At 55.7% G+C, this 23,487-nt stretch carries 27 protein-coding genes; 22 read left to right on the top strand and 5 right to left on the bottom strand.

Going from position 1 to position 23,487, the window contains the following annotated elements:
• Positions 1-459 precede the first annotated feature (459 nt).
• The 21 genes from AB1K62_RS11205 (at position 460) to AB1K62_RS11105 (ending at position 18,125) form a co-directional block, all read left to right on the top strand.
• On the top strand, positions 460-1,008 hold the full coding sequence (locus AB1K62_RS11205; protein WP_367003624.1) for a hypothetical protein: 549 nt from the start codon (positions 460-462) through the stop codon (positions 1,006-1,008).
• Between the two features lie 49 nt (positions 1,009-1,057).
• The gene (locus AB1K62_RS11200; RefSeq protein WP_367003701.1) at positions 1,058-2,494 is read left to right on the top strand and encodes a terminase family protein; all 1,437 of its coding nucleotides are present in this window, start codon (positions 1,058-1,060) and stop codon (positions 2,492-2,494) included.
• A gap of 247 nt (positions 2,495-2,741) precedes the next feature.
• Entirely contained in the window at positions 2,742-3,881 is a 1,140-nt protein-coding gene (locus tag AB1K62_RS11195; protein WP_367003623.1) for a phage portal protein, read from the top strand.
• A gap of 310 nt (positions 3,882-4,191) precedes the next feature.
• Complete coding sequence (locus tag AB1K62_RS11190) at positions 4,192-4,500, top strand: DUF6127 family protein (protein ID WP_367003622.1); 309 nt, start codon at positions 4,192-4,194, stop codon at positions 4,498-4,500.
• A complete protein-coding gene (locus AB1K62_RS11185) occupies positions 4,497-4,892 on the top strand; it encodes an HK97 family phage prohead protease (protein ID WP_367003621.1) in 396 nt (131 codons plus the stop codon). Before AB1K62_RS11190 ends, AB1K62_RS11185 begins: the two co-directional genes overlap by 4 nt.
• A 142-nt stretch (positions 4,893-5,034) precedes the next feature.
• Positions 5,035-6,246 (top strand): phage major capsid protein, encoded by a 1,212-nt coding sequence (locus tag AB1K62_RS11180; RefSeq protein ID WP_367003620.1) that lies wholly within the window; start codon positions 5,035-5,037, stop codon positions 6,244-6,246.
• A gap of 366 nt (positions 6,247-6,612) precedes the next feature.
• Positions 6,613-7,155 carry a head-tail connector protein gene (locus AB1K62_RS11175; protein WP_367003619.1) on the top strand — a complete coding sequence of 181 codons (543 nt, stop codon included), beginning with the start codon at positions 6,613-6,615 and terminating at the stop codon, positions 7,153-7,155.
• Positions 7,152-7,496, top strand: coding sequence for a head-tail adaptor protein (locus AB1K62_RS11170; protein ID WP_367003618.1), 345 nt, complete (start codon positions 7,152-7,154; stop codon positions 7,494-7,496). Before AB1K62_RS11175 ends, AB1K62_RS11170 begins: the two co-directional genes overlap by 4 nt.
• A complete protein-coding gene (locus tag AB1K62_RS11165) occupies positions 7,496-7,714 on the top strand; it encodes a hypothetical protein (RefSeq protein ID WP_367003617.1) in 219 nt (72 codons plus the stop codon). The genes AB1K62_RS11170 and AB1K62_RS11165 overlap by 1 nt, the downstream gene beginning before the upstream one ends.
• Entirely contained in the window at positions 7,711-8,124 is a 414-nt protein-coding gene (locus AB1K62_RS11160) for a DUF3168 domain-containing protein (protein WP_367003616.1), read from the top strand. The genes AB1K62_RS11165 and AB1K62_RS11160 overlap by 4 nt, the downstream gene beginning before the upstream one ends.
• A gap of 41 nt (positions 8,125-8,165) precedes the next feature.
• Positions 8,166-8,573 (top strand): phage tail protein, encoded by a 408-nt coding sequence (locus tag AB1K62_RS11155; RefSeq protein WP_367003615.1) that lies wholly within the window; start codon positions 8,166-8,168, stop codon positions 8,571-8,573.
• The gene (locus tag AB1K62_RS11150) at positions 8,566-8,880 is read left to right on the top strand and encodes a gene transfer agent family protein (protein ID WP_367003614.1); all 315 of its coding nucleotides are present in this window, start codon (positions 8,566-8,568) and stop codon (positions 8,878-8,880) included. The genes AB1K62_RS11155 and AB1K62_RS11150 overlap by 8 nt, the downstream gene beginning before the upstream one ends.
• Positions 8,881-9,009: 129 nt before the next feature.
• Entirely contained in the window at positions 9,010-9,213 is a 204-nt protein-coding gene (locus AB1K62_RS11145; protein WP_367003613.1) for a phage tail assembly chaperone, read from the top strand.
• On the top strand, positions 9,206-9,670 hold the full coding sequence (locus AB1K62_RS11140) for a tail tape measure protein (RefSeq protein ID WP_367003612.1): 465 nt from the start codon (positions 9,206-9,208) through the stop codon (positions 9,668-9,670). The genes AB1K62_RS11145 and AB1K62_RS11140 overlap by 8 nt, the downstream gene beginning before the upstream one ends.
• Before the next feature lie 112 nt (positions 9,671-9,782).
• The gene (locus AB1K62_RS11135) at positions 9,783-12,134 is read left to right on the top strand and encodes a DUF2460 domain-containing protein (RefSeq protein WP_367003611.1); all 2,352 of its coding nucleotides are present in this window, start codon (positions 9,783-9,785) and stop codon (positions 12,132-12,134) included.
• A complete protein-coding gene (locus tag AB1K62_RS11130) occupies positions 12,131-12,961 on the top strand; it encodes a DUF2163 domain-containing protein (protein ID WP_367003610.1) in 831 nt (276 codons plus the stop codon). Before AB1K62_RS11135 ends, AB1K62_RS11130 begins: the two co-directional genes overlap by 4 nt.
• Positions 12,958-13,401, top strand: a complete 444-nt coding sequence (locus AB1K62_RS11125) for a peptidoglycan endopeptidase (RefSeq protein ID WP_367003609.1) — start codon at positions 12,958-12,960, stop codon at positions 13,399-13,401. The genes AB1K62_RS11130 and AB1K62_RS11125 overlap by 4 nt, the downstream gene beginning before the upstream one ends.
• Before the next feature lie 16 nt (positions 13,402-13,417).
• Positions 13,418-15,616 (top strand): phage tail protein, encoded by a 2,199-nt coding sequence (locus AB1K62_RS11120; protein ID WP_367003608.1) that lies wholly within the window; start codon positions 13,418-13,420, stop codon positions 15,614-15,616.
• A 46-nt stretch (positions 15,617-15,662) separates the two neighbouring features.
• Complete coding sequence (locus AB1K62_RS11115; protein ID WP_367003607.1) at positions 15,663-16,115, top strand: DUF2793 domain-containing protein; 453 nt, start codon at positions 15,663-15,665, stop codon at positions 16,113-16,115.
• 182 nt (positions 16,116-16,297) lie between these two features.
• On the top strand, positions 16,298-17,401 hold the full coding sequence (locus AB1K62_RS11110; RefSeq protein ID WP_367003606.1) for an OmpA family protein: 1,104 nt from the start codon (positions 16,298-16,300) through the stop codon (positions 17,399-17,401).
• 184 nt (positions 17,402-17,585) lie between these two features.
• A complete protein-coding gene (locus tag AB1K62_RS11105) occupies positions 17,586-18,125 on the top strand; it encodes an AHH domain-containing protein (RefSeq protein ID WP_367003605.1) in 540 nt (179 codons plus the stop codon).
• 39 nt (positions 18,126-18,164) lie between these two features.
• Here the strand turns inward: AB1K62_RS11105 and purQ are convergent, their stop codons facing one another.
• From purQ to purC, 5 genes are all read right to left on the bottom strand, one after another.
• Positions 18,165-18,818: a phosphoribosylformylglycinamidine synthase subunit PurQ gene (gene purQ / locus AB1K62_RS11100; RefSeq protein ID WP_367003604.1), complete on the bottom strand. Its 654-nt coding sequence runs from the start codon at positions 18,816-18,818 to the stop codon at positions 18,165-18,167.
• Position 18,819: 1 nt separating this feature from the next.
• The gene (purS, locus tag AB1K62_RS11095) at positions 18,820-19,074 is read right to left on the bottom strand and encodes a phosphoribosylformylglycinamidine synthase subunit PurS (RefSeq protein WP_367003603.1); all 255 of its coding nucleotides are present in this window, start codon (positions 19,072-19,074) and stop codon (positions 18,820-18,822) included.
• A 128-nt stretch (positions 19,075-19,202) separates the two neighbouring features.
• Positions 19,203-20,633 (bottom strand): surface lipoprotein assembly modifier, encoded by a 1,431-nt coding sequence (locus AB1K62_RS11090; protein ID WP_367003602.1) that lies wholly within the window; start codon positions 20,631-20,633, stop codon positions 19,203-19,205.
• 10 nt (positions 20,634-20,643) lie between these two features.
• Positions 20,644-21,885: a transferrin-binding protein-like solute binding protein gene (locus AB1K62_RS11085; protein ID WP_367003601.1), complete on the bottom strand. Its 1,242-nt coding sequence runs from the start codon at positions 21,883-21,885 to the stop codon at positions 20,644-20,646.
• Between the two features lie 164 nt (positions 21,886-22,049).
• Positions 22,050-22,829, bottom strand: coding sequence for a phosphoribosylaminoimidazolesuccinocarboxamide synthase (gene purC / locus AB1K62_RS11080; protein ID WP_367003600.1), 780 nt, complete (start codon positions 22,827-22,829; stop codon positions 22,050-22,052).
• A gap of 190 nt (positions 22,830-23,019) precedes the next feature.
• On the opposite strand from purC, the gene AB1K62_RS11075 reads away from it, so the two are divergent.
• Positions 23,020-23,460 carry a hypothetical protein gene (locus AB1K62_RS11075; protein WP_367003599.1) on the top strand — a complete coding sequence of 147 codons (441 nt, stop codon included), beginning with the start codon at positions 23,020-23,022 and terminating at the stop codon, positions 23,458-23,460.
• The last annotated feature ends 27 nt before the right edge of the window (positions 23,461-23,487 follow it).

Below are 23,487 nucleotides of genomic sequence, written 5' to 3'. Positions count from 1 at the left end.
AGTTGGGTCGATACCAGACAGACAGGACCCAGCGTTGAAACCCGTGGCATAGCACCCGTTGACACGAGTGATGAAAAAGAACTGCTTCTCTAAATATTTGTTTCACCACTATGTATTGGCTTCCTACATTTCGCATACAAACAGGTTTTTATGTCCTCGCAATGGATCCTGAAACAAGTTCAGGATGACGAGTTTGGGGTAGGGGCCAATGACAGTGCTATATGATGGCACTGTGGCTAGATGATGGGACTATGGCTGGCTAGGTCGCTCTAATAAAAATAACCAAATAGGCACAAACTGCTTGACATTGTCACGCTGTTTGGGTACATATCAGGAACATCGAGAAATTGTGATTCGGGCCGGGCGGCTCTGGAACAGGATTGGTCCCTTGGGGACGACCTGTTTTGGCGCGTCTGGCCTTTTTTATGTCCGGATGGTGATCCGGGCGAGAGGATAGATATGGCCGAAGCATCTGAAGATTCCCAAGACGATCTGGACCCGCGCGGGGACCATTTTACGACAAGGCGGGCGGTTTTTCTGAAACATCTGGCGCGCAATTCCAGTGTTAAAAAATCGGCAAAGAAGGCAAAAATTCCCAATTCGACGCTCTATTTGTGGAGGGAGAAAGATCCTGATTTTGCGGCGGCGTGGTTAAAGGCACTGGCCGCCGGTTATGAGCTGCTGGAAATGGAAATGCTGGACCGCGCGCGCAAAGGGGTAAAGCGCACGATTTATTATCATGGGAAGAAAGTCGCCAAAGTGCGGGATTATGATAATAAAATGGCGTTGCAATTGCTGCGCCTGCACCGGGAAACTGTGGCTTTGGTGCGGGCGGAGCAGGCGGCGGCCCAGGCGGAGGCCCGGGCGGAACCAGTGCGCGATACGCTGGATGAAAAGCTGAAAAAAGTGAACGAGCGGCTGCGTGCCTATCAGGCGGAAAAGCGCCGGAAACAGGAGTGTATTGATAGCAGCGCTATCGGCGCGAAAGGCGTGGGCGATGCAAGATGATGTCATTACCGTAAAGCAGATCAACGCGCTGCCGCCCGATGAGCGGGAGATGTTCCTTAAGGAAATGGGGCCGCAATACCGGCTGTTATATGAACGCAGTTGGCACAAATGGGCGCGGGATGAGCAATTGGCTCCGGAAGGTGACTGGACCGTGTGGCTGATCATGGCGGGACGCGGATTTGGCAAGACCCGCGCCGGAGCGGAATGGGTGCGCGGGATTGCCGAGAGCGATGGCAGTGCGCGATTTGCGCTGGTTGGCGCGAATTTTGCCGAAACCCGAATGGTGATGGTGGAGGGAGAGAGCGGCTTGCTTTCCATTGCGCCACCAAAAAACCGGCCCGTGTGGGAGCCATCGCTGAAACGGTTGCGCTGGCCGGGCGGGGCAGAGGCTTATTTATACTCCGCCGCAGAGGCAGAAGGGCTGCGCGGGCCGCAACATAGCCATGCGTGGTGCGATGAAATTGCCAAATGGGTTAATAATGCCGGTCAGGCACAGGCGGCTTGGGATAACCTGAAAATGGGATTGCGGCTGGGCAGTGCGCCGAAAATCGCGGCGACGACCACCCCGCGGCCCGTGCCGCTGGTGCGCGGCTTGGTCAATGACAAGGGCGTCGTGATTACGCGCGGCGGAACCTCGGATAATGTGATGAACCTGCCGGCGGCGTTTATCAAAGTGATGGAAGCGGATTACGGCGAAACACGGCTGGGGCGTCAGGAACTGGACGGTGAGCTGATCGAGGAGTTGGAAGGCGCTTTGTGGACACGGGCGATGATTGAAGCGTGCCGGGCTTCCCCCCTCCCCTTCAGGGGAGGGGATGGGGGTGGGGCAGTCCAAACCGCTTCCCCTGCTTCCCACGCGACCCTTGTTCCCCACGCCACCCTTGTTCCCCACGCTACCCTTGTTCCCCACGCTACCCTTGTTCCCCACGCTACCCTTGTTCCCCACCCCAACCCCTCCCCTGAAGGGGAGGGGCTTAAGGCATTAACCCGGATAGCTATCGGCGTGGACCCGCCGGCATCGAAAACGGGCGATGCGTGCGGGATAATTGTCGCCGGGCTGCGCGCGGATAATTGCGCCGTGGTTCTGGCCGATCATAGCGCCGAAAAGCCCAGCCCCGAAACCTGGGCAAGGGCGGTGGCTCATGCGGCCGAAAAATGGGGCGCCGACCGCGTGGTGGCGGAGGCCAATCAGGGCGGTGACATGGTGAAATCGGTCCTGCACGCGGCGAACATCGCGTTGCCCGTGCGGCTGGTCCACGCATCGCGCGGCAAGGTGGCACGGGCGGAACCTGTCGCGGCGCTTTATGAAGCGGGGCGGGTGATGCACGCTGGCCGTTTTGCGCGGCTGGAAGACGAGATGTGCGGGTTGCTGATCGGCGGCAGCTATGAAGGGCCGGGCCGCTCCCCCGATCGCGCAGACGCGCTGGTCTATGCGCTGACGGAATTGTTACTGGGCAAGAGACGCGAACCGAGAGTGCGGGTCTAGGGGGGGGATTTTTTTATTTAACCTCAGGCGCCGGGCGGGCGCATCCGCGCCCTTGGCTACGCGCCATAAGGCGCGGCGGCCAGTCGGCCTTGCCTCGCTGCGCTCGGACTGGTGTACCACCTCGAGGGAGCGCTGAACCGACGCGAAGCGGAGGCAAGCGCGACCGCGCGCCCGAGCTTATGCGAGGAAAGCCAAGCGGGCGGATGCCCGCGCCCGGCGCCTGAGGTACAAAAAAAAGGAAATTAACATGAAACTATGGGATAATATCTCCCTTGCCTTAAAAGGCGGGGGCGGGTCATTGCGGCCGCCGTTGGGGCGGTCATATATCGCCGCTTACGGGGGCGCTTCTTTTTCGGGGGGAGCGCCTTCTTCTTATGTGGAGCAGGTGCGCGAAGCCTATGCCGAAAATCCGGTAGCGCAACGCGCTGTGCGGATTGTGGCCGAAGCGGTGGCAGATGCGCCGCTTGCGCCGATGAATGACGCGCTGGCGGGCCTGATCGCGGCGGATAACGAAGGGCAATCGCTGCTCGAAACGCTCGCGGCGCATCTGATGCTGCACGGCAATGCCTATGTGCAGGTGATTTGCGGAGCGGATGGCAGGCCGGATGCGCTCTATACGCTGCGCCCCGACCGGATCTCGGTTGAAGCGGATGAAACCGGCTGGCCGGTGGCGTATCTCTATCGCGCCGGGGAACATCAGACGCGCTTTCCCGCGCTTGATGCCATGGGCAGGCCTGCGATCATCCATATCAAGACATTCCATCCAACCGATGACCATTACGGGCTGGGCTGTCTGGGCGCGGCGGCGAAAGCGGTGGCGGTTCACAACGCAGCAGCGCAGTGGAACAGAGCGTTGCTCGACAATGCCGCGCGGCCATCGGGCGCGTTGGTTTTTGACCCCGGGCCCGATGGCGGAGTGTTGTCCACAGAGCAGTTTGACCGGCTGCGCGCAGAAATGGAGGCAAGTTTTGCCGGATCGGGCAATGCCGGTCGGCCCATGCTGCTCGAAGGCGGCCTGAAATGGCAGTCGATGAGCATGACCCCTGCGGATATGGATTTTGTCGCGCTCAAAGCCGCGGCTGCGCGAGAAATTGCGCTGGCTTTCGGGGTGCCGCCGATGCTGCTCGGCCTGCCGGGCGATAATAGCTACGCCAATTACCGCGAAGCCAACCGCGCGCTGATCCGGCTGACGATTTTGCCGATGACGGGCAAGATATTGAAAGCGCTATCCGCCGCGCTGGGCGCGTGGTGGGATGATACGCGTATGAGGGTGGACCGCGACCAGATCCCCGCGCTGTCCGAAGACCGGGCGAGCCTGTGGAAGCGGGTAAGCGAGGCGGATTTCCTGTCGCCAGAAGAGAAAAGAGCGATGCTGGGGATCGAGTGAGGGTAGGTGTGAGGGGGATTCTTTATTTTACCTCAAGCGCCGGGCGCGGGCATCCGCGCCCTTGGCTACGCGCCAATAAGGCGCGGCGGACGCCAGTATATTTTTGGCGGCCTTGCCTCGCTGCGCTCGGACTGGTGAATATTCTTTAGGTTGCGCCCTGGTGCGCCATCTCGAGGTCGCGCCAATCCGACGCGAAGCGGAGGCAAGCGCGACCGCGCGCCCGAGCTTATGCGAGGAAAGCCAAGCGGGCGGATGCCCGCGCCCGGCGCTTGAGGTCCAAAAAAACTCGGTCTAAAAAAAGGAAAAATCAATGCAAAATGATGAAATGCTCGCCCGCCTGGTGGCGCAGGCGGAAGGCGATGGGGCTGATCTTGTCACGCTCCGCGCGATTGTGGAGGAGGCGACCGATAGCGGGGCAAAGCGTGTGCTTGACCGTTTGGGATTGGCCGATCCGTCGGCGCAGGATGATATTGACGATCTGCGCGAATTGTTACGGGCGTGGCGCGATGCAAAGGCGAGCGCGTGGAAAGCGGCGATTACCTGGGCCGTGCGCGGGGTGCTTGCGTTGCTGTTAGTCAGTATTGCGATGCGGCTGGGTTTCGGGAATCTGGTCGCATGACCGCCGTGCGCTTTGCCGGATATGCCGCGATTTTCAACCATATCGACCGGGGCGGGGATATTATCCGGCCCGGTGCGTTTGGCGCGCTAAGTAAGGGGCAGATACTCCCGCTGTTGTGGCAGCACAGCCCTTTGCAACGCATCGGCAGCATTGATTATGCCCGCGAAGACCGTCGCGGCCTTCGCGTTATTGGTAGTTTTTCAACGACCAGAGCAGGGCGGGAAGCTGCGGAAATGCTGGTGAACGGCGCGGTGAGGGGACTTAGCTTTGGCTATCGCGTGACCCATTCGGCGGGTCGGCGTCCGCGCATATTGGAGGCGCTGGACGTTGCGGAAATATCGCTGGTGACGCACCCGATGCAGCCGCTGGCGCGAGTGCATCTGATCAACTGAACGCGCCGTTCTCCGCACGTGATGCGGAGTCCAGAGTAAGCGGGCGTGACAGCCATCCCAACTTTCGCATCACGTGCGGAGCACAAACAACAGGCCGTCCCATTTCGGGCGGCCTTTTTATTACCCACAAGAAAGGAATATTATGAAAACTTCTAACACTGCCATTTCGACCCCGCTTGAGGTAAAAGCCGATCCGCTGGAAGCCTCGTTCGATGCGGAAATAGTAAAGGAGGAAACCGAGGATCAGTTCAAGCAACACGGCAAGGCCATTGCTGATTTGCGTACCGATGTGGATGGCTTGAAAACCCAGATGACAGAAATTTCGCGGGTATCGGCGCGGCCTGTTCTGTCGGGAAATACAGACGGGGTGAAAGGCATGCGCTCTTCCGCTTCGCATGATTTTGTCAGCAAATATCTGCGCCGGGGCGACCATGCCGGGGTTGAACTGAAAAGTTTTACCGGTGCCTCCGGTCCCGAAGGCGGCTTTGCCGTGCCGCGTGAAATTGATGCGCTGATTGGCCGGACGCTGAAAGATATTTCGCCTATTCGCTCGATTGCTACTGTGGTGCAAACCGGCAGCGCGGGATACCGCAAACTTGTCACCAATGGCGGAACGCCGTCAGGATGGGTGAGCGAAACCGCTGGTCGGCCAGAAACCAACACGCCCAATTTCAATGAAATTGCTCCTCCGGGCGGCGAGCTTTATGCCAATCCGGCGGCATCGCAGTCTATGCTGGATGACGCGGCCTTTGATGTCGAAGCGTGGCTGGCCGATGAAATTGCCCGCGAATTTGCCGCTGCCGAGGGGGCGGCCTTTGTCGGTGGTTCGGGCGTCAATCAACCAAGCGGTTTTTTGAACGCTCTTGTCACGGCGGAGCCCGATGACATTCGCGCTTTTGGAACGCTGCAATATGTTCCCTCAGGCGCGGCAGGCGGGTTTGCCGCAGCCGATGGGGAGGACGCACTGGTCGATCTGGTCCACGCGCTGAAACCCGCTTATCGGCAGGGGGCGAGCTTTGTAATGAACAGCAGCACGCTGGCGCAAATCCGCAAGATGAAAACCACCGATGGCGCATTTATGTGGCAGGCGTCACTGGCTTCGGGTCAGCCGGATACGCTTTTGGGTTATCCGGTGGTTGAAGCGGAAGATATGCCAGATGTTGCGGCGAACAGCCTGTCGATCGCATTTGGTAATTTCCGTTCAGGCTATCTGATCGCAGAACGCAGCGCGACCAGCATATTGCGCGATCCGTTCACCAATAAACCCTTCGTGCATTTCTATGCCACCAAGCGCGTGAGCGGTCAGGTGATGAACAGCGAAGCGATCAAACTGATGCAGTTTAGCGTGAGTTAAAGGGATTTCTCCCCTCCCTAAAAGGGAGGGGAGAGTCTTTATTGGACCGAGTCTTTATTTTACCTCAGGCGCCGGGCGCGGGCATCCGCCTGCTTGGCTTTCCTCGCATAAGCTCGGGCGCGCGGTTGCGCTTGCCTCCGCTTCGCGTCGGACTGGCGCTCCCTCGATATGGCGTGCTAGAGTGCAACCTATAGAACTTTCACCCCTCCGAGCGCAGCGAGGCAAGGCCGACTGGCCGCCGCGCCTTATTGGCGCGTAGCCAAGCGGGCGGATGCCCGCGCCCGGCGCTTGAGGTTAAATAAAAAACTCCCGGCGCTTGAGTTCATAAAAAACACCTACAACCCAAACAGAAAGGACGCCCGATCCATGAGCTTCCAACCCGAAAACCTGCCCGCTATGCCGGTAGAGTTAATCCAGGAGGTCAAGGGTTTCCTGCGCCTTGACCATGGCGAAGATGACGCCGCGATTGCCCAGATGTTGTCTAGCGCGGTGCATTTGTGCGAAAATTTCATCGGACAGATGCTGATTGCCCGCCCGGTGTCAGACCGGATGCCGGTGCGCGGAGAGTGGCAGAAACTGTCCAAACGCCCGGTGCAGGCGATTACGCTGGTCGAGGCGGTGGCGCCCGATGGCGCGGCGACCGTTTTGCCTGCCTCCGCCTATGCGATGGATATTGATAGCGATGGCAGTGGCTGGGTAAAACTGCATCCGGTCAGTAATGTGACCCGGATTGCGGTGACTTATGAAGCGGGGCTGGCGGCGGATTGGGCCACAGTTCCGGCGACCCTGCGCCACGGCGCGGTGCGGCTGGCGGGTTATCTGTATACGCATCGTGACGGCGAAACGGGTAATCCGCCAAGCGCGATCACCGCACTGTGGCGTCCGCACCGCCGGATGCGGTTGGCATGAGCGGCGGGAAATCTGGCAGCGGGGAATTTAGCGGCCTGCTGCGCGAGAATATCCGCATAGAACGCCCCTCGATGCAGCGCGATGCCTCCGGATCAGCGGGGCTGGCACGCGATGTGATCGGCACTTTCCGCGCGGCGGCAGAGCCAATGGGAACCGGAGAGGAAGCCATGAGCGAAAGCCGGACGGCGATGCCGCGATGGGGCTTCATGCTGCGTCAAACGGATATGATTTTGCCCGGAGATTACCTGTTCTGGGCGGGACGTAAAATGCACGTGCGTAGCGTGGCCGCCGATCATCGCTTCATACCGAAAACCTTATTGCAAGCCGAGGAGACAGGCTGATGGAAAAATTGAAACAAAAGGCGGAGATATTGGCAGAGACAGCAGCACAGCAAGCCAGAGCAGAGGTCAAGACGGCGCTGGTTGCGGAGCTGGATTCTTCCCTTTCTGTCACTGAAACCAGTGAGGGCGTGACTGTTTCGGGACAGGGCTTGCACCGCGAAATGGCCGGTCACAGCGGCTTGCGCGACGTAGCATTTTTGCTGCGCGGTATGCGGTGAGCGGCGCTGTAGAAGCGGTCCAGCAATGCCTGATCGCCGCGCTGAACGCGCATCAACCGCTGATGAGCGTGATTACCGGCATTTACGACGGCCCGCCACCGCGTGCGGATTTCCCCTATATCGCGATGGCCACCGGACCGGCGCTGGATTGGAGCTTTAAGGGCGGAACGGGCCGGGAATTAAGCCTGGCGCTGAGCGTGCATGACGATGGCACAAGCGCAGAGCGGCTGCACCGCGTGATGGCACTGGTGGAGGATGCACTGGCCGGCGGGCTGGCGGATGGCGGGGGCTGGCAAGTCGTAACCTTCGGCTTTCGCCGCGCAAGAGTGCTTCGCAGTGCGGTGAGCCCGTGGAACGGCTTGATCGAATATCGCGCGAGGGTTTTGCAGAAGCCCGCGCCCGGCGCTTGAGGCCATAAAAAACACACACAATCAAAAAAAGGACCATGATCATGGCAGCAGAAAACGGTAATTCATTTCTTCTGAAAATTGGCGATGGCGGTAATCCGGTGGCTTATTCCACCATTGCCGGCCTGCGTACGACGCAATTGTCGGTCAATGGCGCGCCGGTGGCGATTACCAACAAAGACAGCGGCGGCTGGCGCGAACTTTTGTCGGGCGCGGGGGTGCGGTCTGTCTCGGTGTCGGGAGCGGGCGTGTTTACCGGCTCGGCAGCGGAGGCCCGGATTAAAAACCACGCGCTCGGCGGCGTGATCGACGCTTATGAGCTGAGCTTTGAAGGCGGCGATAAAATGCGCGGCGATTTTCTGGTCACGCGGCTGGATTATAGCGGCGATTATAACGGTGAGCGGACGTATACGCTTAGCCTCGAAAGCTCTGGCGCGGTGATCAATGTCTGATCGGGGTAATGCTATCAGGGGCGAGGCGGAGCTGGTGCTGGACGGCTACCATCTGGTCTTGCGGCCTAGTTTCGCCGCGCTGGTCGCTGCGGAAGAGGAACTGGGATCGCTATTCGATCTGGTCGAGCGGGCCGCAGACGGGCGGCTGTTATTGTCCGAAATGGCCGCGCTTTTCTGGCATGTTATCCGGGATCGTCCGGACGATCTGACGCGCGCGCAATGTAACGAAGCGATGATGGCGAAGGGATTGGCGGGGATGACGCCTGCGCTCAAAATCCTGCTCAAACAGATATTGCAGGGGCGGTGATCGTGTCTTTGTATTCCGCACCTGATGCGGAATTTACAGTGAGGGGGCTTGGCAGCTACTCCAGGCAACCCATCAAGTGCGGAGCACAACACATAGGTGGCCTCCGCATCAAGTGCGGAGCACGGTCTTATGGGCCATGATTTTCGCACCTGCGCCGCGCAACTGGCCGGGGTTGTCCCTGCCATTATTGGCTGGACACCGGACCAATATTGGCACGCCACGCCCGCTGAACTGGCCGCCATCCTAACGGCTTTGTCTCCGGCTGGTGATAGCGCCCGACCGCTTAACAAATCCGAAATGGAAAAACTGAAAGACACCCTTGAAAATGGATGAAGAAATCGAACGGCTGATTATCTCCGTGCGCGCTGATACAGCCGGATTTGCAAAAGATGTGGCGGATATGAAGGGGCAGCTTGATGGCCCGCTGGCGAGCGGGATGGAACGCGCTGGCTCCGCGCTGGAAACCAGCCTGGGTCGCGCTATCCGGCGAGGTTCGCTGGATCTTCAGGATCTGAAAAATACCGCGTTGTCGGTCATGGCAGAGATTGCGGAGGCCGCGATCAGCAGCGGTCTGGGCAGTTTGCTTGGCGGTGCAAAGAGCGGCGGCCTGCTGGGAATCGGAACATCGTTACTGGGCGCGGCGCTGGGCGCACCGGGCCGCGCGACGGGCGGGCCGGTGACGGGTGGCCGCGCCTATATGGTGGGGGAGCAGGGGCCGGAGCTGTTTGTGCCCACATCATCGGGGCGGGTGAGCGTAACGGAACGTCCGCTCAGCCCGACATCCGTCTGACTATCAACATATCGGACAATGGCCACGCCAGTGCGCCCGATCAGGTGCGCCGGTCCAGCAGACAGGTCGCGCGCGCCGTACGCAGCGCTCTGGTCCACAAGGAGGGGTAATCATGGGTTTCTGGTTAGCGAGCGAGCGCACAGGACAACAAACGGATTTTATCCAAAGGTTTGATCCGCGTTTCTGGACCGTCAATTTCCCGCGTCCGGCTATGGCTTCGGTGGTGACGACGGCGGCTGACGCCCTGCGTGTTGATGCGGTGTTCTATAATAGCGATGATCTGGCCGGGCTGATCTGGGACACGAAAGACACGCTCGATCATCCTCTTTTGGCTTATGAAACTTGCGCCGATTATGCGCGGCTCAGCCTGCAATTCCGCTGGCGCTCGTCGGGGATTATGGCGCTAGATCAAATCAATGGTCCGACGCTGACGATTGAGGGGCGCGATGCGCTGGGCAATCCCAAAAACTGGTATGTCCGGCTGTGGAACTATGCCAGCGGAACGCCGACCGACGCGCAGATAAACCTTGAATTTTCCGCGCTGGACGGCGGGTTCATGCTGCCGGGGGAGGCGGAGCGGGTCTATCCGCATGATATTGACCGCCTGTTCATTTCCATCATGCCGCCCGATTATGACGGCATAGGAACGCGGCTTCCCGCCCCCCGTAACGGCTGGGTAGAGATGAGCGGCATCAAGGCCGATGGCGGCGGCGCGGTGCTGGAAATTGGCGATGTCATGGTTCCGGAAAACGGTCTGTCGATGGCGAGCGGCTATGATGACAGTTTCAACCAGACGCCCGAACGCCTGCTACGCTCTATCCGTAGCCTCGGCTACCGCGGGGCGATCAACCATTATGTCGGGATGAGCCATTATTTCCGCCTCGAAACCAGCGGGGCCGGACTATATGCCAGCTTGTCCGCGCCGCAGCCCGGCGAAGAATTTGCCGCGATTAACCAGCCTTGCACCGTCTGGCACCGCGATCTGGCCGTGCGGGCAAAAGCGATGGATTTCACCATCATATTTTCGCTGTCCTATGAATTGTTCGATGCCCATTGCTGGAGCGCGTGGAAGCAGCGGGCGGAAAATGGTGATCCGGCCCTGACCGGATGGGACCCTCCATCGACTCTTCTTTCCCCCGCCCAGCCAGCGGCCATGGCCTATTTACAAGCGGTCGCGCGCGCTTTTACCGCCATTGCCCGTGATGCCGGAACGGCGATAAAATTTCAGGTGGGTGAGCCGTGGTGGTGGACCATGCCCGACGGGCGTATCTGCTTGTATGACGCGGCGGCGAAGGCGGAATTTGGCGCTGCTCTGGTGAGCATAGCGGATATTAAAGGCCCGAAAACCGCGGTGCAAAATGCGATGCTGGATCAAGCCGGAGCAATGCTGGCGCAATCCACGGCAGATTTGATGGCGGCGGTAAAAGACGAAGCGTTAGGCGCGCCGGTTGAAACGCTGCTCCTTGCCTATTTACCAAGCATATTGGACGAGACAGCACCAGAGGCGAAACGCGCCAATCTGCCAGTGGGCTGGGCCAGTCCGGCCTTCGATATTTTGCAGCTGGAGGATTATGACTGGGTGATTGCGGGTAATCATGCTGCAACGCAGCGCGGCATTGATCTGACGACCCAGCGGCTGGGTTATCCGGCGAGCGCACAGCATTATTTTGCCGGATTTGTCCTGACCAGCGATACGCGCTTCATCTGGGCCAATATGGTCGATGCCATTGCCGCGGCACAAAGACGCGGCACGCCGGAAACCTTCATCTGGGCACTGCCGCAGGTGGCACGCGACGGTTTTACCTTTTTTCACGAACAGGAGGATGAAATGGACGCTTTTGACGATGTGCAATTTCCGATTTCTATCGGGCGCAATGCGATGGTGTCACCGCAATTTTCGACTGATATTATCACCACGCTTTCGGGCCATGAAAAACGCAATAGCGACTGGGCCGATGCGCGGCTGCAATTTGATGCCGGGCCGGGTGTGCGATCGGAAGAGGAATTACGCAGCCTGATCGCATTTTTCCGGGCGCGGAGAGGGGCAGCAAAGGCGTTTCGTTTTACCGATCCCTATGATCATAGCAGCAACGATATGGCAGAAAATCCGGACGCCCCGCCAACGGCAATGGACCAGATTATCGGGACAGGAGATGGCGAGAAAGCCAGTTTCCAACTGGTAAAAACCTATGAAGCTGGCGCGCAAACGCGGTTGATTACCAGGCCGGTGCCATCATCCGTTCTTGTCGCCGTCAATGGGATGCTCGCCAGCAATTGGACACTTGGTCCATTAGGGCAAATAATTTTTGACCTGCCGCCCGCTGCTAACAGCCAGATAACCGCCGGTTTCCTGTTTGATGTTCCTGTCCGTTTCGCCAGCGACCGGATCGACATGAGCGCCAGCACGTTTCTGGCCGGTGATATTGCCGAGGTTCCCTTGATCGAAGTGCGGGATGCGCCATGAACGTGCCGGGAAGTGCAACATGGCTGGACCAGCTTTTGACCACCAGCTGCTATGCGTGGCGGCTGGAGCGGGCAGACGGTGTGACATTAGGTTTTGTCTCGCATGACCGTGATCTGGTGATTGATAATTTGCGCTATCGCGCAGCGCCGGGAATGGTGCCTTCCACTATCGCGCTGTCGGATTCTCTGGATGTAGACAGCGTGGATATTGAGGGGGTGATGACCAGCACGGCGATTGCCGAGGCGGATTTGATCGCGGGCCGTTGGAACGGGGCGCGGCTGCACATGTCGCTGGTCAACTGGGAAAGTCCGGATGTTGATCCGCTTCATCTGGTCAGCGGCGAATTTGGCGAGATCACCCGCACCGGTGATGCGTTTAGGGTCGAGATGCTGGGCGGCACATCGTTTCTCGACGAAGCGATTGCGCCGCTAACATCCCCTACGTGCCGCGCGCGATTGGGGGACCGGGCCTGCAAGGTCAGTCTCGCCCTGCACCGGGCCGAATTGGCCGTGACCGCAATTATGGACCCGCATCTGGAATTTGCCGGGCTTGGCGGGCAGGGCGCTGATTATTCTTATGGAGAATTACGCTGGCTGAGCGGCAAAAATTGCGGGCTGGGCTTTGCGATTATCAGCGGCGCGGGCAATAATATCCGGTTGACAGATCAACCCGCGCAGCCCGTTTCCATTGGCGATAAAGCGGTGTTGACCGCCGGATGTGACAAAAATTTTGCCACCTGCCGCGACCGTTTTGCCAACAGCATCAATTTTCGCGGGGAACCCCATCTACCGGGCAATGATCTGCTTACCCGCTATCCAGGAGCATGATGGGCTTAAATCGGCCAGAGATGCCCGCAGAGATTATCGCCGAAAGAGCATTGCAACTATGCGGCAGTAATTTTCGCCTGCACGGGCGCAGCGCCGATCATGGTCTGGATTGTATCGGCCTTGTCGCGCAATGTCTGGCCGCAGCAGATGTCTCTTGCGAAGTTCCTACCGGCTATTCGATCCGCGGTGGTAGCGCGGAGCAGATAGTGGCGGTGATGGAGCGGGCGGGGTTTATAGTCCTGTCCCGCGATGTGGGGCACGACAAAATACCGCTATGCGAAGGAGACATTGTGCTGGCGCGGCCCAGTCCGGTGCAATGGCATCTCATGGTGCGGGTGTCAGACGGATTTGTCCATGCCCATGCCGGACTGGGGCGCGTCGTTTTTACCCCCGGTCCGGCCCCATGGCCGGTCATTAAACTATTCAGAATATTGGCCTAAATTATAGGAGAGCTAGATGGCGACCTTGGTTTTGACGGCTGTTGGCACGGCTTTCGGTGGACCGATTGGCGGCGCGCTGGGCGCGATGCTGGGACAGCAAATTGACCAGAATATCCTGTTCAAACCCAAAGGCCGTGAAGGCCCGCGGTTACAGGAACTGGCAGTGCAAACCTCCAGCTATGGATCACAAATACCGCGACTTTACGGCAAAATGCGCGTCGCTGGAACCGTCATCTGGGCAACCGACCTTAAAGAAACACGCCAGTCGAGCGGCGGTGGCAAAGGCCGTCCCAAAAGCACGACCTATAGCTATTCCACGTCTTTGGCGGTGGCATTGTCCAGCCGGAAAGTGAAAAGCATTGGCCGGATTTGGGCTGATGGAAAAATATTCCGGGGTAGCGCCGGGGATTTCAAGACCGAAACCGGATTCCGATTTTACACTGGCGACGAAGATCAGGCACCTGATGGCCTGATAGCCAGCGCAGAAGGCGCGGGCAAAACTCCGGCCTATCGGGGTCTGGCGCTGGCTGTGTTTGAGGATATGGAGTTGAGCGATTATGGCAATCGTATCCCGTCTCTGACGTTTGAGGTTATTGCCGATGACGGCGTGGTCAGCCTCGGCACGATAATCGATGATATATCCGGTGGTTCGATTACGGCTTCTGGCGATGAGACTCTTCACGGCTTTGCTGCGGCGGGTCAAGACCGCCGGGATGCACTAACCGCGATAAGCGACAGTTTTTCACTATCCTTCCCGTCTGTGTCAGGGACTATCCATGCAAAACCGCGTCAATTTGATCCGCAAGCGGCTGCAATAGCGCTAAATAGTTATATCCTATCCAACCAGAATGGCCGCGCCGTGGAGCGGCCAGAATCGCAGATTTTACCCGAAACCAAAATAGCAAGGCAACAGGCCTTGCGCTATTATGACCCGGGGCGGGATTATCAATCCGGCATGCAAAATGCGTTCCGGCCCGGGCGAAGCCGGGTGATCATCAATCATGATTTTCCCGCTGCTATGAGTGCGGCACAGGCCAAAAATATTGCTCAAGCCAGATTATGGACGCTCTATCAGGAGCGCAGCACGGCAAAATTGCATGTCCAGCGTAGCGCGACGGTGTTGACGCCCGGAGCATTGGTCCAATGGGATGACAGCGGCGATATATGGCGGGTGAGGCAATGGGAAATGAGCAGGGGCAGTATCGCCCTGATGCTGTCAAAAGCGGGGAGCATATTGCCGGATGTTGCGACAGGAACAGATAATGGCCGCCCCATAAGGGAAAAGGATTTGCTGGCAGGGCAAACGCGTTTGACGCTGGTTGATCTGCCCTTTGCGCTGGGTGCGCCGAGCGAGGTTTCCGAAAGTTCCCGGCTCTATGCCGCTGCGGCTGGAGATGCGGGATGGCGCCATGCACAATTGTTTATAACCCAGGCAGATGGTGTAACCAGTGAGTATATCGGACAGATACCAGCCCCCGCAATTATCGGGACAGCACCGGACCCGCTGGGTAGCAGCAAACCGCATGTCATCGACCGGCAAAACACACTGCTGGTGCAAATGCATAATGGGAGAATGACGCTGGGTGATGCGGACCACAACCAACTGCTCGCGGGTCATAACATTGCCGCCATCGGGCGTGAGATCGTGCAATTTGGTTATGCCATGCCGATTGGCAATAACCGCTACATTTTATCCTATCTGCTAAGGGGGTTAGCGGGAACCGAAACGGAGATGGGCGAGCATTTGCCGGGTGAAGATTTTGTCCTGTTAAAAGATGGCGAACTGACGGAAATTGATGCCCGCCATTATACACCGTTCCAACCTGTAACCCTGTCCGCGCTTGGCCGGGGAGATGAAAGCCCGGTATTTCGCTCCATTGATGAGCCGGGCCGGGCATTAAAACCATGGTCCCCCGTCCATCCGCGTGCAGTATTTCATCAGAACGGCGGCCTTGAAATCGGCTGGACACGCCGATCGAGGGGCGGGCTGATGTGGCCGGATTATGTGGAAATACCGCTGGCGGAAGAAACAGAAAAATATCGCGTGATGATCGACGGCCAGATTGTCGCCGAGCCCGCTGAGCCAGCGTTGCTCCTCTCTATAGCCACTGTTCAGGCGTATCGGGATCAGGGTCTTTCAAGTCTGACGGTGGATGTCCGGCAGATCGGCCAGCATAATATTTCCGATCCGCTGACTCTGGCCGTGGAAATATGACCAACTATTCCCTGGTAATATTACAGATGAATTTAAGGACTATGATATGACAACATTGGAAACCTCGCGTTTTGGCCTTCCATTACTAGCTGTTGGGCAGGCCCATAAGGAATTATTCCATAATGACGCATTGCTGTTACTGGATTTTTTGATAAATCCGGTGGTGAAGGCCGTGACTAATGATCCGGATATTTTGCAGCCGGTAGAGGGCGATTGTTGGCTGGTCGGGACTGCTCCTGTTTCCGGATGGAGCGGCAAGGCCGGTCGGATTGCAGGTTGGTCCGGCGGTGGCTGGCATTTCATCAAGCCACAGGAATCTATGCGGATTATTATATCAGGCAGCAATAGCCCAGCTATATATCGCAATGCTGTCTGGCATTTTCCGAGCCAGATAGATGCACCGACCGGCGGTACGACAATTGATCCGGAGGCCCGTTTGGCAATTGATTCGATTCTCGACCTATTGAGAAGGGCTGGAATTTTACCTCAAATCATCTGATTTGATTCTGATTTCATTGGAAATATTCCCGATTTACCACAATTGAGAGGCATGATTTTCGGCTAAATCACGAAAATGGCGACATTTTCGCAACAGTTCTGCAATTTGTGCGCTTGCACTGATTATAGTGACGGGGTACAAAGCGGCGTGAATTCAGAACCTAAATGAGAAGGGGAATATAAATGCGGAAGCTTGCCATAGGACTGGCGCTTGCCTCCACGGCTCTCGCTTCACCTGCTCTGGCCCGTGATGGCCAGTGGTATGTGGGCGTAGAAGGCGGCGCGATGCTGGTTGAGGATATTGAATCCGACATCGGTACATTTAATAATGCGTCAAAAGTTGATCATGACGCTGGTTATGATTTTGACGGTATTGTCGGTTATGACTTCGGCGGATTTCGTCTGGAAACGGAAATTGCCTATAAAGCAGCATCAGCGGATTCTGTTCAGATCGGTGCACCAGGGATTCCAACAAATCCAAATGGAACAGGTACCTTCACTGGCACAACGGATATTAACGGTGAAGTTAATGCTCTGAGCTTCATGCTCAATGGTATGCTCGACTTTGGCGATGATGACGGCATTCAAGGCTTTGTCGGCGGCGGTGTTGGTGTAGCTCGTACCGAGATCACCAATATTTTCGCTGGTCCCTATCTTGATGATTCGGATACCGGTTTTGCATGGCAGGCGATTGCGGGTGTCCGCGCTCCTCTGAGCAGCAACTGGGACGTTGGTTTGAAGTATCGCTTCTTCAATGCTGACAAGATTGATCTTGTAGACCAGAATGGCAGAGATGTGAGCACGCGTTTGCGTACCCACTCCATCCTGGGTAGCTTGATCTACAACTTTGGCGGCGAACCAGCGGCACCACCACCGCCACCGCCTCCACCACCACCTCCACCACCACCACCACCTCCTCCGCCACCTGCTGCGGAATGTGCACCTGGACCGTATATTGTGTTCTTTGACTTTGATCAGTCAGACATCACACCAGAAGCTGCTACAGTTCTGGATAACGCGATTACAGCATATGGTGACTGTGGTTCGGCTCAGGTTATGTTGGCGGGTCACGCTGATAAATCTGGTCCTGCAAGCTATAACGTTGGTCTGTCTCAACGTCGTAACGCTTCGGTTCGGGCATATCTCGAATCACGCGGTATCGGCGCTGGTGTTATCTCCAGCGAAGCCTTCGGTGAATCACGCCCACGCGTTGATACTGCCGATGGTGTTCGTGAGCCACAGAACCGTCGTGTTGAAATTATGTATGGTCCTGGTTCAGGAAACTAATTTCAATTTTGATATAAAGAAAAGGGCTGGTCTTCGGACCGGCCCTTTTTTTGTCTGGAATCCGCATCTATATCCGGAATAAGGATAAATCAGCCTAAACCATTGTTACCAATCAATAATCTACATGAAGCGCTTATATCGTTCCGATGACGGCATAGATTATATGCTGTTCTGTCGGGAGGATATGATGCGTTTTTCTATGGTTAACCGGAAAAACGGCGATGGTTATAATCCCCGTTACCAACGGCACCATTTGATTCCATTACAAGCGGCGTCGATCCCGGAAATTAACAAACCGCTGAATGCAATGGGTGGAGACAGCTGCAATAGTCGTGACACCGATAGCAATCAGAGCGGATTTGATTTCGACAATTTCGAAAAAAACGGTGTTTTATTACCATCTGACGAGCAAATGGCGCTTCAAACCGGCTATCCGCTGCACCGCGGGCCGCATCCACGCTATAATGAGCTGGTCATTGAGCGATTGCTCCATATCATCCGGCTCAGTAACCAGATCGACAATCAGGTCCAGCGCATAGTGTTCTTTCGTCTGAGAATAAGAATCCTCCAACTGGTATTGCGTAAGGCTCTTGTAGGATCAGCCTTGCCGGTATTCCGGTTGAACCGAAGAGATCCCGGACTTTCGTCATCGGATTTTGCCGAGCTGGATAGCTGTGTTGATGCGCTTTATATGGCAACCCAATGGCCGCCGATAAAAAGATAGTTAACAGCTCTCAAATTGTTAATGCGTCCCTTGTGAGCCTTAACCCAATAAGCCCTCAAACAGTTTCAATCCATCTGTCCCGCCATGTATAGGATCAATAGCGCGTTCAGGGTGCGGCATCATGCCAAGAACATTTCCACTGGCGTTCAAAATTCCGGCAATATCACGGGTTGATCCGTTAATATTTTCACCATAGCGGAAAGCGATACGATCTTCATTTTCCAGACTATCCAGCGTCGCTTCATCCGCAAAAAAATTGCCATCATGATGGGCAACCGGAATGGTAATCGTTTCATTCTCTTCATAAGCGGAAGTAAATACTGAACGGTTCTGGGCGACGATCAAGGGAACATCTTTACAAATAAATTCAATATTCTGGTTACGCATCAACGCGCCAGGCAATAGACCGATTTCGGTTAGAACCTGAAACCCGTTACAGACACCCAGGATTTTTACACCTTTGTCAGCGGCCTTTATAACTTCACTAATGATATGGGACCGCGCTGCCATTGCGCCAGAACGCAAATAGTCGCCATAAGAAAAACCGCCCGGCAAGGCGATAATATCAACATCCGGTAAAGCGCTGTCGCCATGCCATACCATCTCTGGCTTCTTGCCTGTCACTGTCTCCAGCGCAACCGCCATATCGCGATCGCAATTAGAGCCGGGGAAAACGAGAACAGCAGATTTCATATCAGGATTTTTCTATAGTCTGTTCGGTCAGCTTTTGAATCTCGAAATTCTCGATGACCGTATTGGCGAGCAACTTCGTGCACATTTTTTCAATGTCGCTGTCTGTTGTGCTCTCATCAACATCCAGTTCGATGAGTTTACCGGCGCGCACATCATTCACACCTTTGAAATCAAGGTTTTCCAGTGCGTGATGAATGGCTTTCCCCTGTGGGTCGAGGACACCGTTTTTCAGTGTCACAAAAATTCTTATCTTCATGAATCTCGCTTTTCAAATGGCCGACAGTATGGCTATTTCCTATAGTGCTTTCCTATAACGTTGTCTGCAAAAGGAGCAAGGGATGGTTGCAGTACCAACGGCTGAATTGGCTCAAGTCCCGTTCAAACCTAGAAAAATTTCGCCAATTTGAAATTCACGCGGTGCCGGTCCATTTTATAAAGGCCGTAATTGCTATCGACCCGGGAATAATTATAGTCGACAGATGGCGAGAAACCGAGAAGCTTAATCTGGCGGCTGCCGATATAGGCACGCGCAAAGCTCCGCCAGTCTTTCCGTTTCGCAGTGGAATATAGCAGTAAAGCTTCGTCAAATGTGGATCGGCTGATACTGCCGGATACCCCGGCGTTCAGCCCCAATGGCAGCTCTCCACCTATGCCCAGATTCACGCCATAGTTGATGCTGGAATAGCCGTCGGAATTAAGCAAATCCCTCCGTGTGAACAAGCTGGCCGAAGCAATGAGCGACTTGCCGATCAAATGTTCATAAGTCGCATTGGCACCCAGCTGCCAGCCACTGAAGCTATCGTTTAATTTCGAGTCCGTCCTGCGCCCATCCAGTTCGATGCCTATCCGCTGTCCTTGGCTCAGAGCAGCCTGAAAACCGATTCGCGCACCATATTCACGGGTCGCCAAACTGCCGCCATACCAGCGTTGCAGCCCCACAGCCTGAAGTGAAACGCTGGCATAACGGGCAATGCGAACTTCGGGGCCAGCAGCAATCTGTGCCACAATATCATCAGCGGCTTGGCCCTGATAATTGATGAGCTTGCTATCTGCATCAAATAAAAAAGCCAGCTTATTGCTTGCTTTTAGTCGGACACCTCCAGAAAAACCGGCGATCTGACCGATGCCGGATTTCTGTCTGGCATTTTCATCAAGCTCTAATTGGCCTTGGGCATCGCCCAATAGCGGAAAAATTGCTCCGAAATTGACATCAACTGTTTCGGCATTGGTCGCACCGTTGATATTGGTATCGGGCGCAAAGCCGAAATCAAAGCTGAACCGCCAAACCCGCTGGTCCCGTAATATGCTACGGGTGTTGCGGATCGTGCGGGCAATTTCGTCTGGTAAATTATCATCATTTTGCGCGAGCCGGAAATGATAGTCGGCGCTGGCTTCTTTGCCGCTCATCAAATATGTCCGTGCCAGCTCCAAACGCACACGCGTTTGCCCGGGGTTGTCATCGAGTATGGTACGAAAGTTCGAGATAGCCCCCTTAAGATCACCTGTTTCAACGGCAATATATCCGGAAAGAAATTGCTGTTGCATACGCATTGCGGGAACCTGGCTTAAAGCGTCGATAAGCGGCAGAGCCCGGTCATATTGTTTGGCGTGAACATAAGCTTCGGCCTGCGCCAGCAACTGCGCCGGTGTGATCTGGAAATGACAAGTCCCGGTGTCATCACATTTTGGCACAGCCGCGCTGATAGTCGTTTCGGCGTCTGCCCTATCTTCGGCTGATACCGGGGTAATATATAGTGACATGGCAAGCCCCCCGCAGATGAAGAGAGCTTTTATGGTTTTTACCGGCATTGTCATGGCCGGATTCCTAGTTTCCTTTGCCGACAAATGTCCCCAAAATGTCGATCCGTTCATCCGGAGTACCGCCAACGATGCGGTATCCACCGCCGATCTCTTCACCATTCGGACCATAGAAGGCGCCGTCTACGGAAGAACCGACAATGTTCACATCAAGACGGTTGCCGCCGGGATTGACGAACCACGCTTCATTAAACTGGCCAAGGAAACCACCTGCGGCGACCAGATCAATCTGGCCTGACCCATTGGCCTGGAAACGGGCGTCTTCGCGGACACTATGAATACCGCTTGTGCCATCAAACAAAGGCGCACCAACCGTGCCATCGAGTGAAAGAGAGAATGTATTTGTGCTGAAATCAACTTCGGTTGCTGCGCGTCCGGCGATCCATTGGAAATAAGTGTCAGTGTTGCCTGATATGTCAGGTTGGTCATTGAAAACCATAGTCGCCAGCATTGCGCCTTCGAACGAACCAGTCCCGCTAGTAGGGACACGGTCGTTTGCTGAGACCTCACCATAGGCCAAGGCGCCGCGTTCGAATGTATTTGCCTGATTCAAGACGATACTTGTACTGCCGTCAGGATTGGTGATTTCTATTTGCTCCAGGCCAGCGCTATTACGCATATATCCGGCAAATGTTACATATTGGGTTTCGGTCCCGGGCGTCTGATAAAAGAAGGTGGTCTGGTTATAGCTACCAGGTTCGGCAGTATTGATCAGATCGAAAATAAATTCGCCGCCGGGTCTGATGCGTATGTTACTGGAAGAACCCGCCTCAAGATAATTGATTCCTTGCAGTCCAAATGCAGCTGATTCCAGATCGGGCGTGCCGATTTGGGGTTCAATCACGCCGCCGAAATCGGTGCGGTGCAGTGGATCCTGAAACCGGACTGGACTGGCAGTTCCTGCTAAATTATTGGCGAAGCTGACGTCGAAGATGGCATCGCGCGGGTTATATTTAATGGTAAGATTGGAATCGCGGACAGTGGTGGCATTGCCTTGATAAAGTTGGCCGTCTTGCGCTGCTCCTGCTGCGCCTGCATTTTCGACCGAATATTTATAGCTATGTGTGCTGCCAACCCCCTTATAGGTTTTCGGCTCCGTCGGATTAACGAACGTGTGGCTTTGTCCGCTTCCATCAGACCCGCCTGAGCCTCCACCGGTTGGAGGTGCGATGCTACCTACGGATTGCGGTCCGGAGCCGCCGCACGCGGCAAGCATCGTTGTACTGGCTAACAGGATCAAAAGGCGCATCGGACAAAACCCTCACATGATTTTTGAGTGAAGGCGGTGTTATCAGTCTAATGGTTAAATTCGCGTAAACCATTACCGGTAATTATAACGCACAGCTTAGTGCTCGTCCGGTTCCATCTGCGGATATAAACACATCTGATGAGCGCGAGGGCGAGAACGCGGGATTATTTGCCGCGTTTTTTCCGTTCGCTGTCCAGGTCATGCACTTCGCTCGGGCCGCCTTCGGGGAACAGGCCAAGCCGCCGCGCGACTTCCTGATAAGCTTCCACTTCCCCGCCCAGATCACGACGGAAGCGGTCTTTGTCGAGCTTTTCATTCGTCTCGATATCCCACAAGCGGCAACCATCCGGGCTGATTTCATCGGCCAATATGATGCGGGAAAAATCACCATCAAAAAGCCGCCCGAATTCCAGTTTGAAATCAACCAGCTTAATGCCGATTCCGGCAAACATACCCGCCATGAAATCATTGATGCGGATAGCCATTGCGGAGATATCCTGCATTTCTTCCTGTGTGGCCCATCCGAAACAGGCAATATGCTCTTCGGCCACGAGCGGATCGCCAAGCGCGTCATCCTTGTAACAATATTCCAGTAAGGTGTGCGGCAGCGGCGTGCCTTCTTCAATACCAAGACGCTTGGTTAATGAACCGGCGGCGACGTTGCGCACTATGACTTCGATCGGAACGATTTCCACCTGTTTGACCAATTGTTCACGCATGTTCAAACGGCGGATGAAGTGGCTGGGGATACCAATATTGCCGAGCATGGTAAAAATATGCTCGCTCACACGGTTGTTGATCACGCCTTTGCCGCTGATCGTGCCTTTTTTCTCTGCATTGAAAGCTGTGGCGTCATCCTTGAAATACTGGATGATTGTGCCAGGTTCCGGTCCTTCATAGAGAATCTTGGCCTTGCCTTCATAGATTTGGCGGCGACGGGACATAATGGGTTCCTAACTCAGGAAGAAGCTTCAAAAAACAAGCCCCGACCGCGCGAATCAAAAACATTCGAACCAATCGGGGCACCGATTTGTCCCTATAAGCCAAAGCTGAAGCCGGTGCAATCTATCCTCTGCCAGCAAAGGATTGTAGCTATCCGAGAGCAAAAGATTGCGCGTTAAAAAGGAACGGGTTTTGGCCAAATATGACACAATAAATGAAGTCATGGACACTCTTTACGAGAGCATTTCCGGGCCGCCGGGCGGGCAGGACTGGGAGCGTGACCGTGAAATCTATCATCCCCGCGCGCTGATCACCCGCACCCGTATCGAACAGGACAAGCCGGTCGCTTACACGTTCAATTTTGACGAATTTGTCGAAGCGACGGTTCCGATGCTTGAAGGGCGCTCATTTTACGAGATTGAAATTGGCCGCAAAACAGATGTTTTCGGTCAGATTGCTCATGTCTTTTCCACTTATGAAGCGCGCGAAACTCCGAGACATCCGGAAATCCAGTTTCGCGGTGTGAATATGGTGCATTTGTGGAATGACGGCAGCCGCTGGTGGATCATGAGTATCATTTGGGACAATGAACGGGAGAGTGTCGTTTTGCCGAAAGAGTGGTTGAATAAATAATCCCTCTCTACAAGCTAAATCGACCCT

The organism is Parasphingorhabdus sp. JC815, from assembly GCF_040717415.1.
Taxonomy (GTDB): domain Bacteria; phylum Pseudomonadota; class Alphaproteobacteria; order Sphingomonadales; family Sphingomonadaceae; genus Parasphingorhabdus.
The sequence above is the reverse complement of the archived record's forward strand: the minus strand, read 5'-3'. Positions and strand labels throughout refer to the sequence as shown.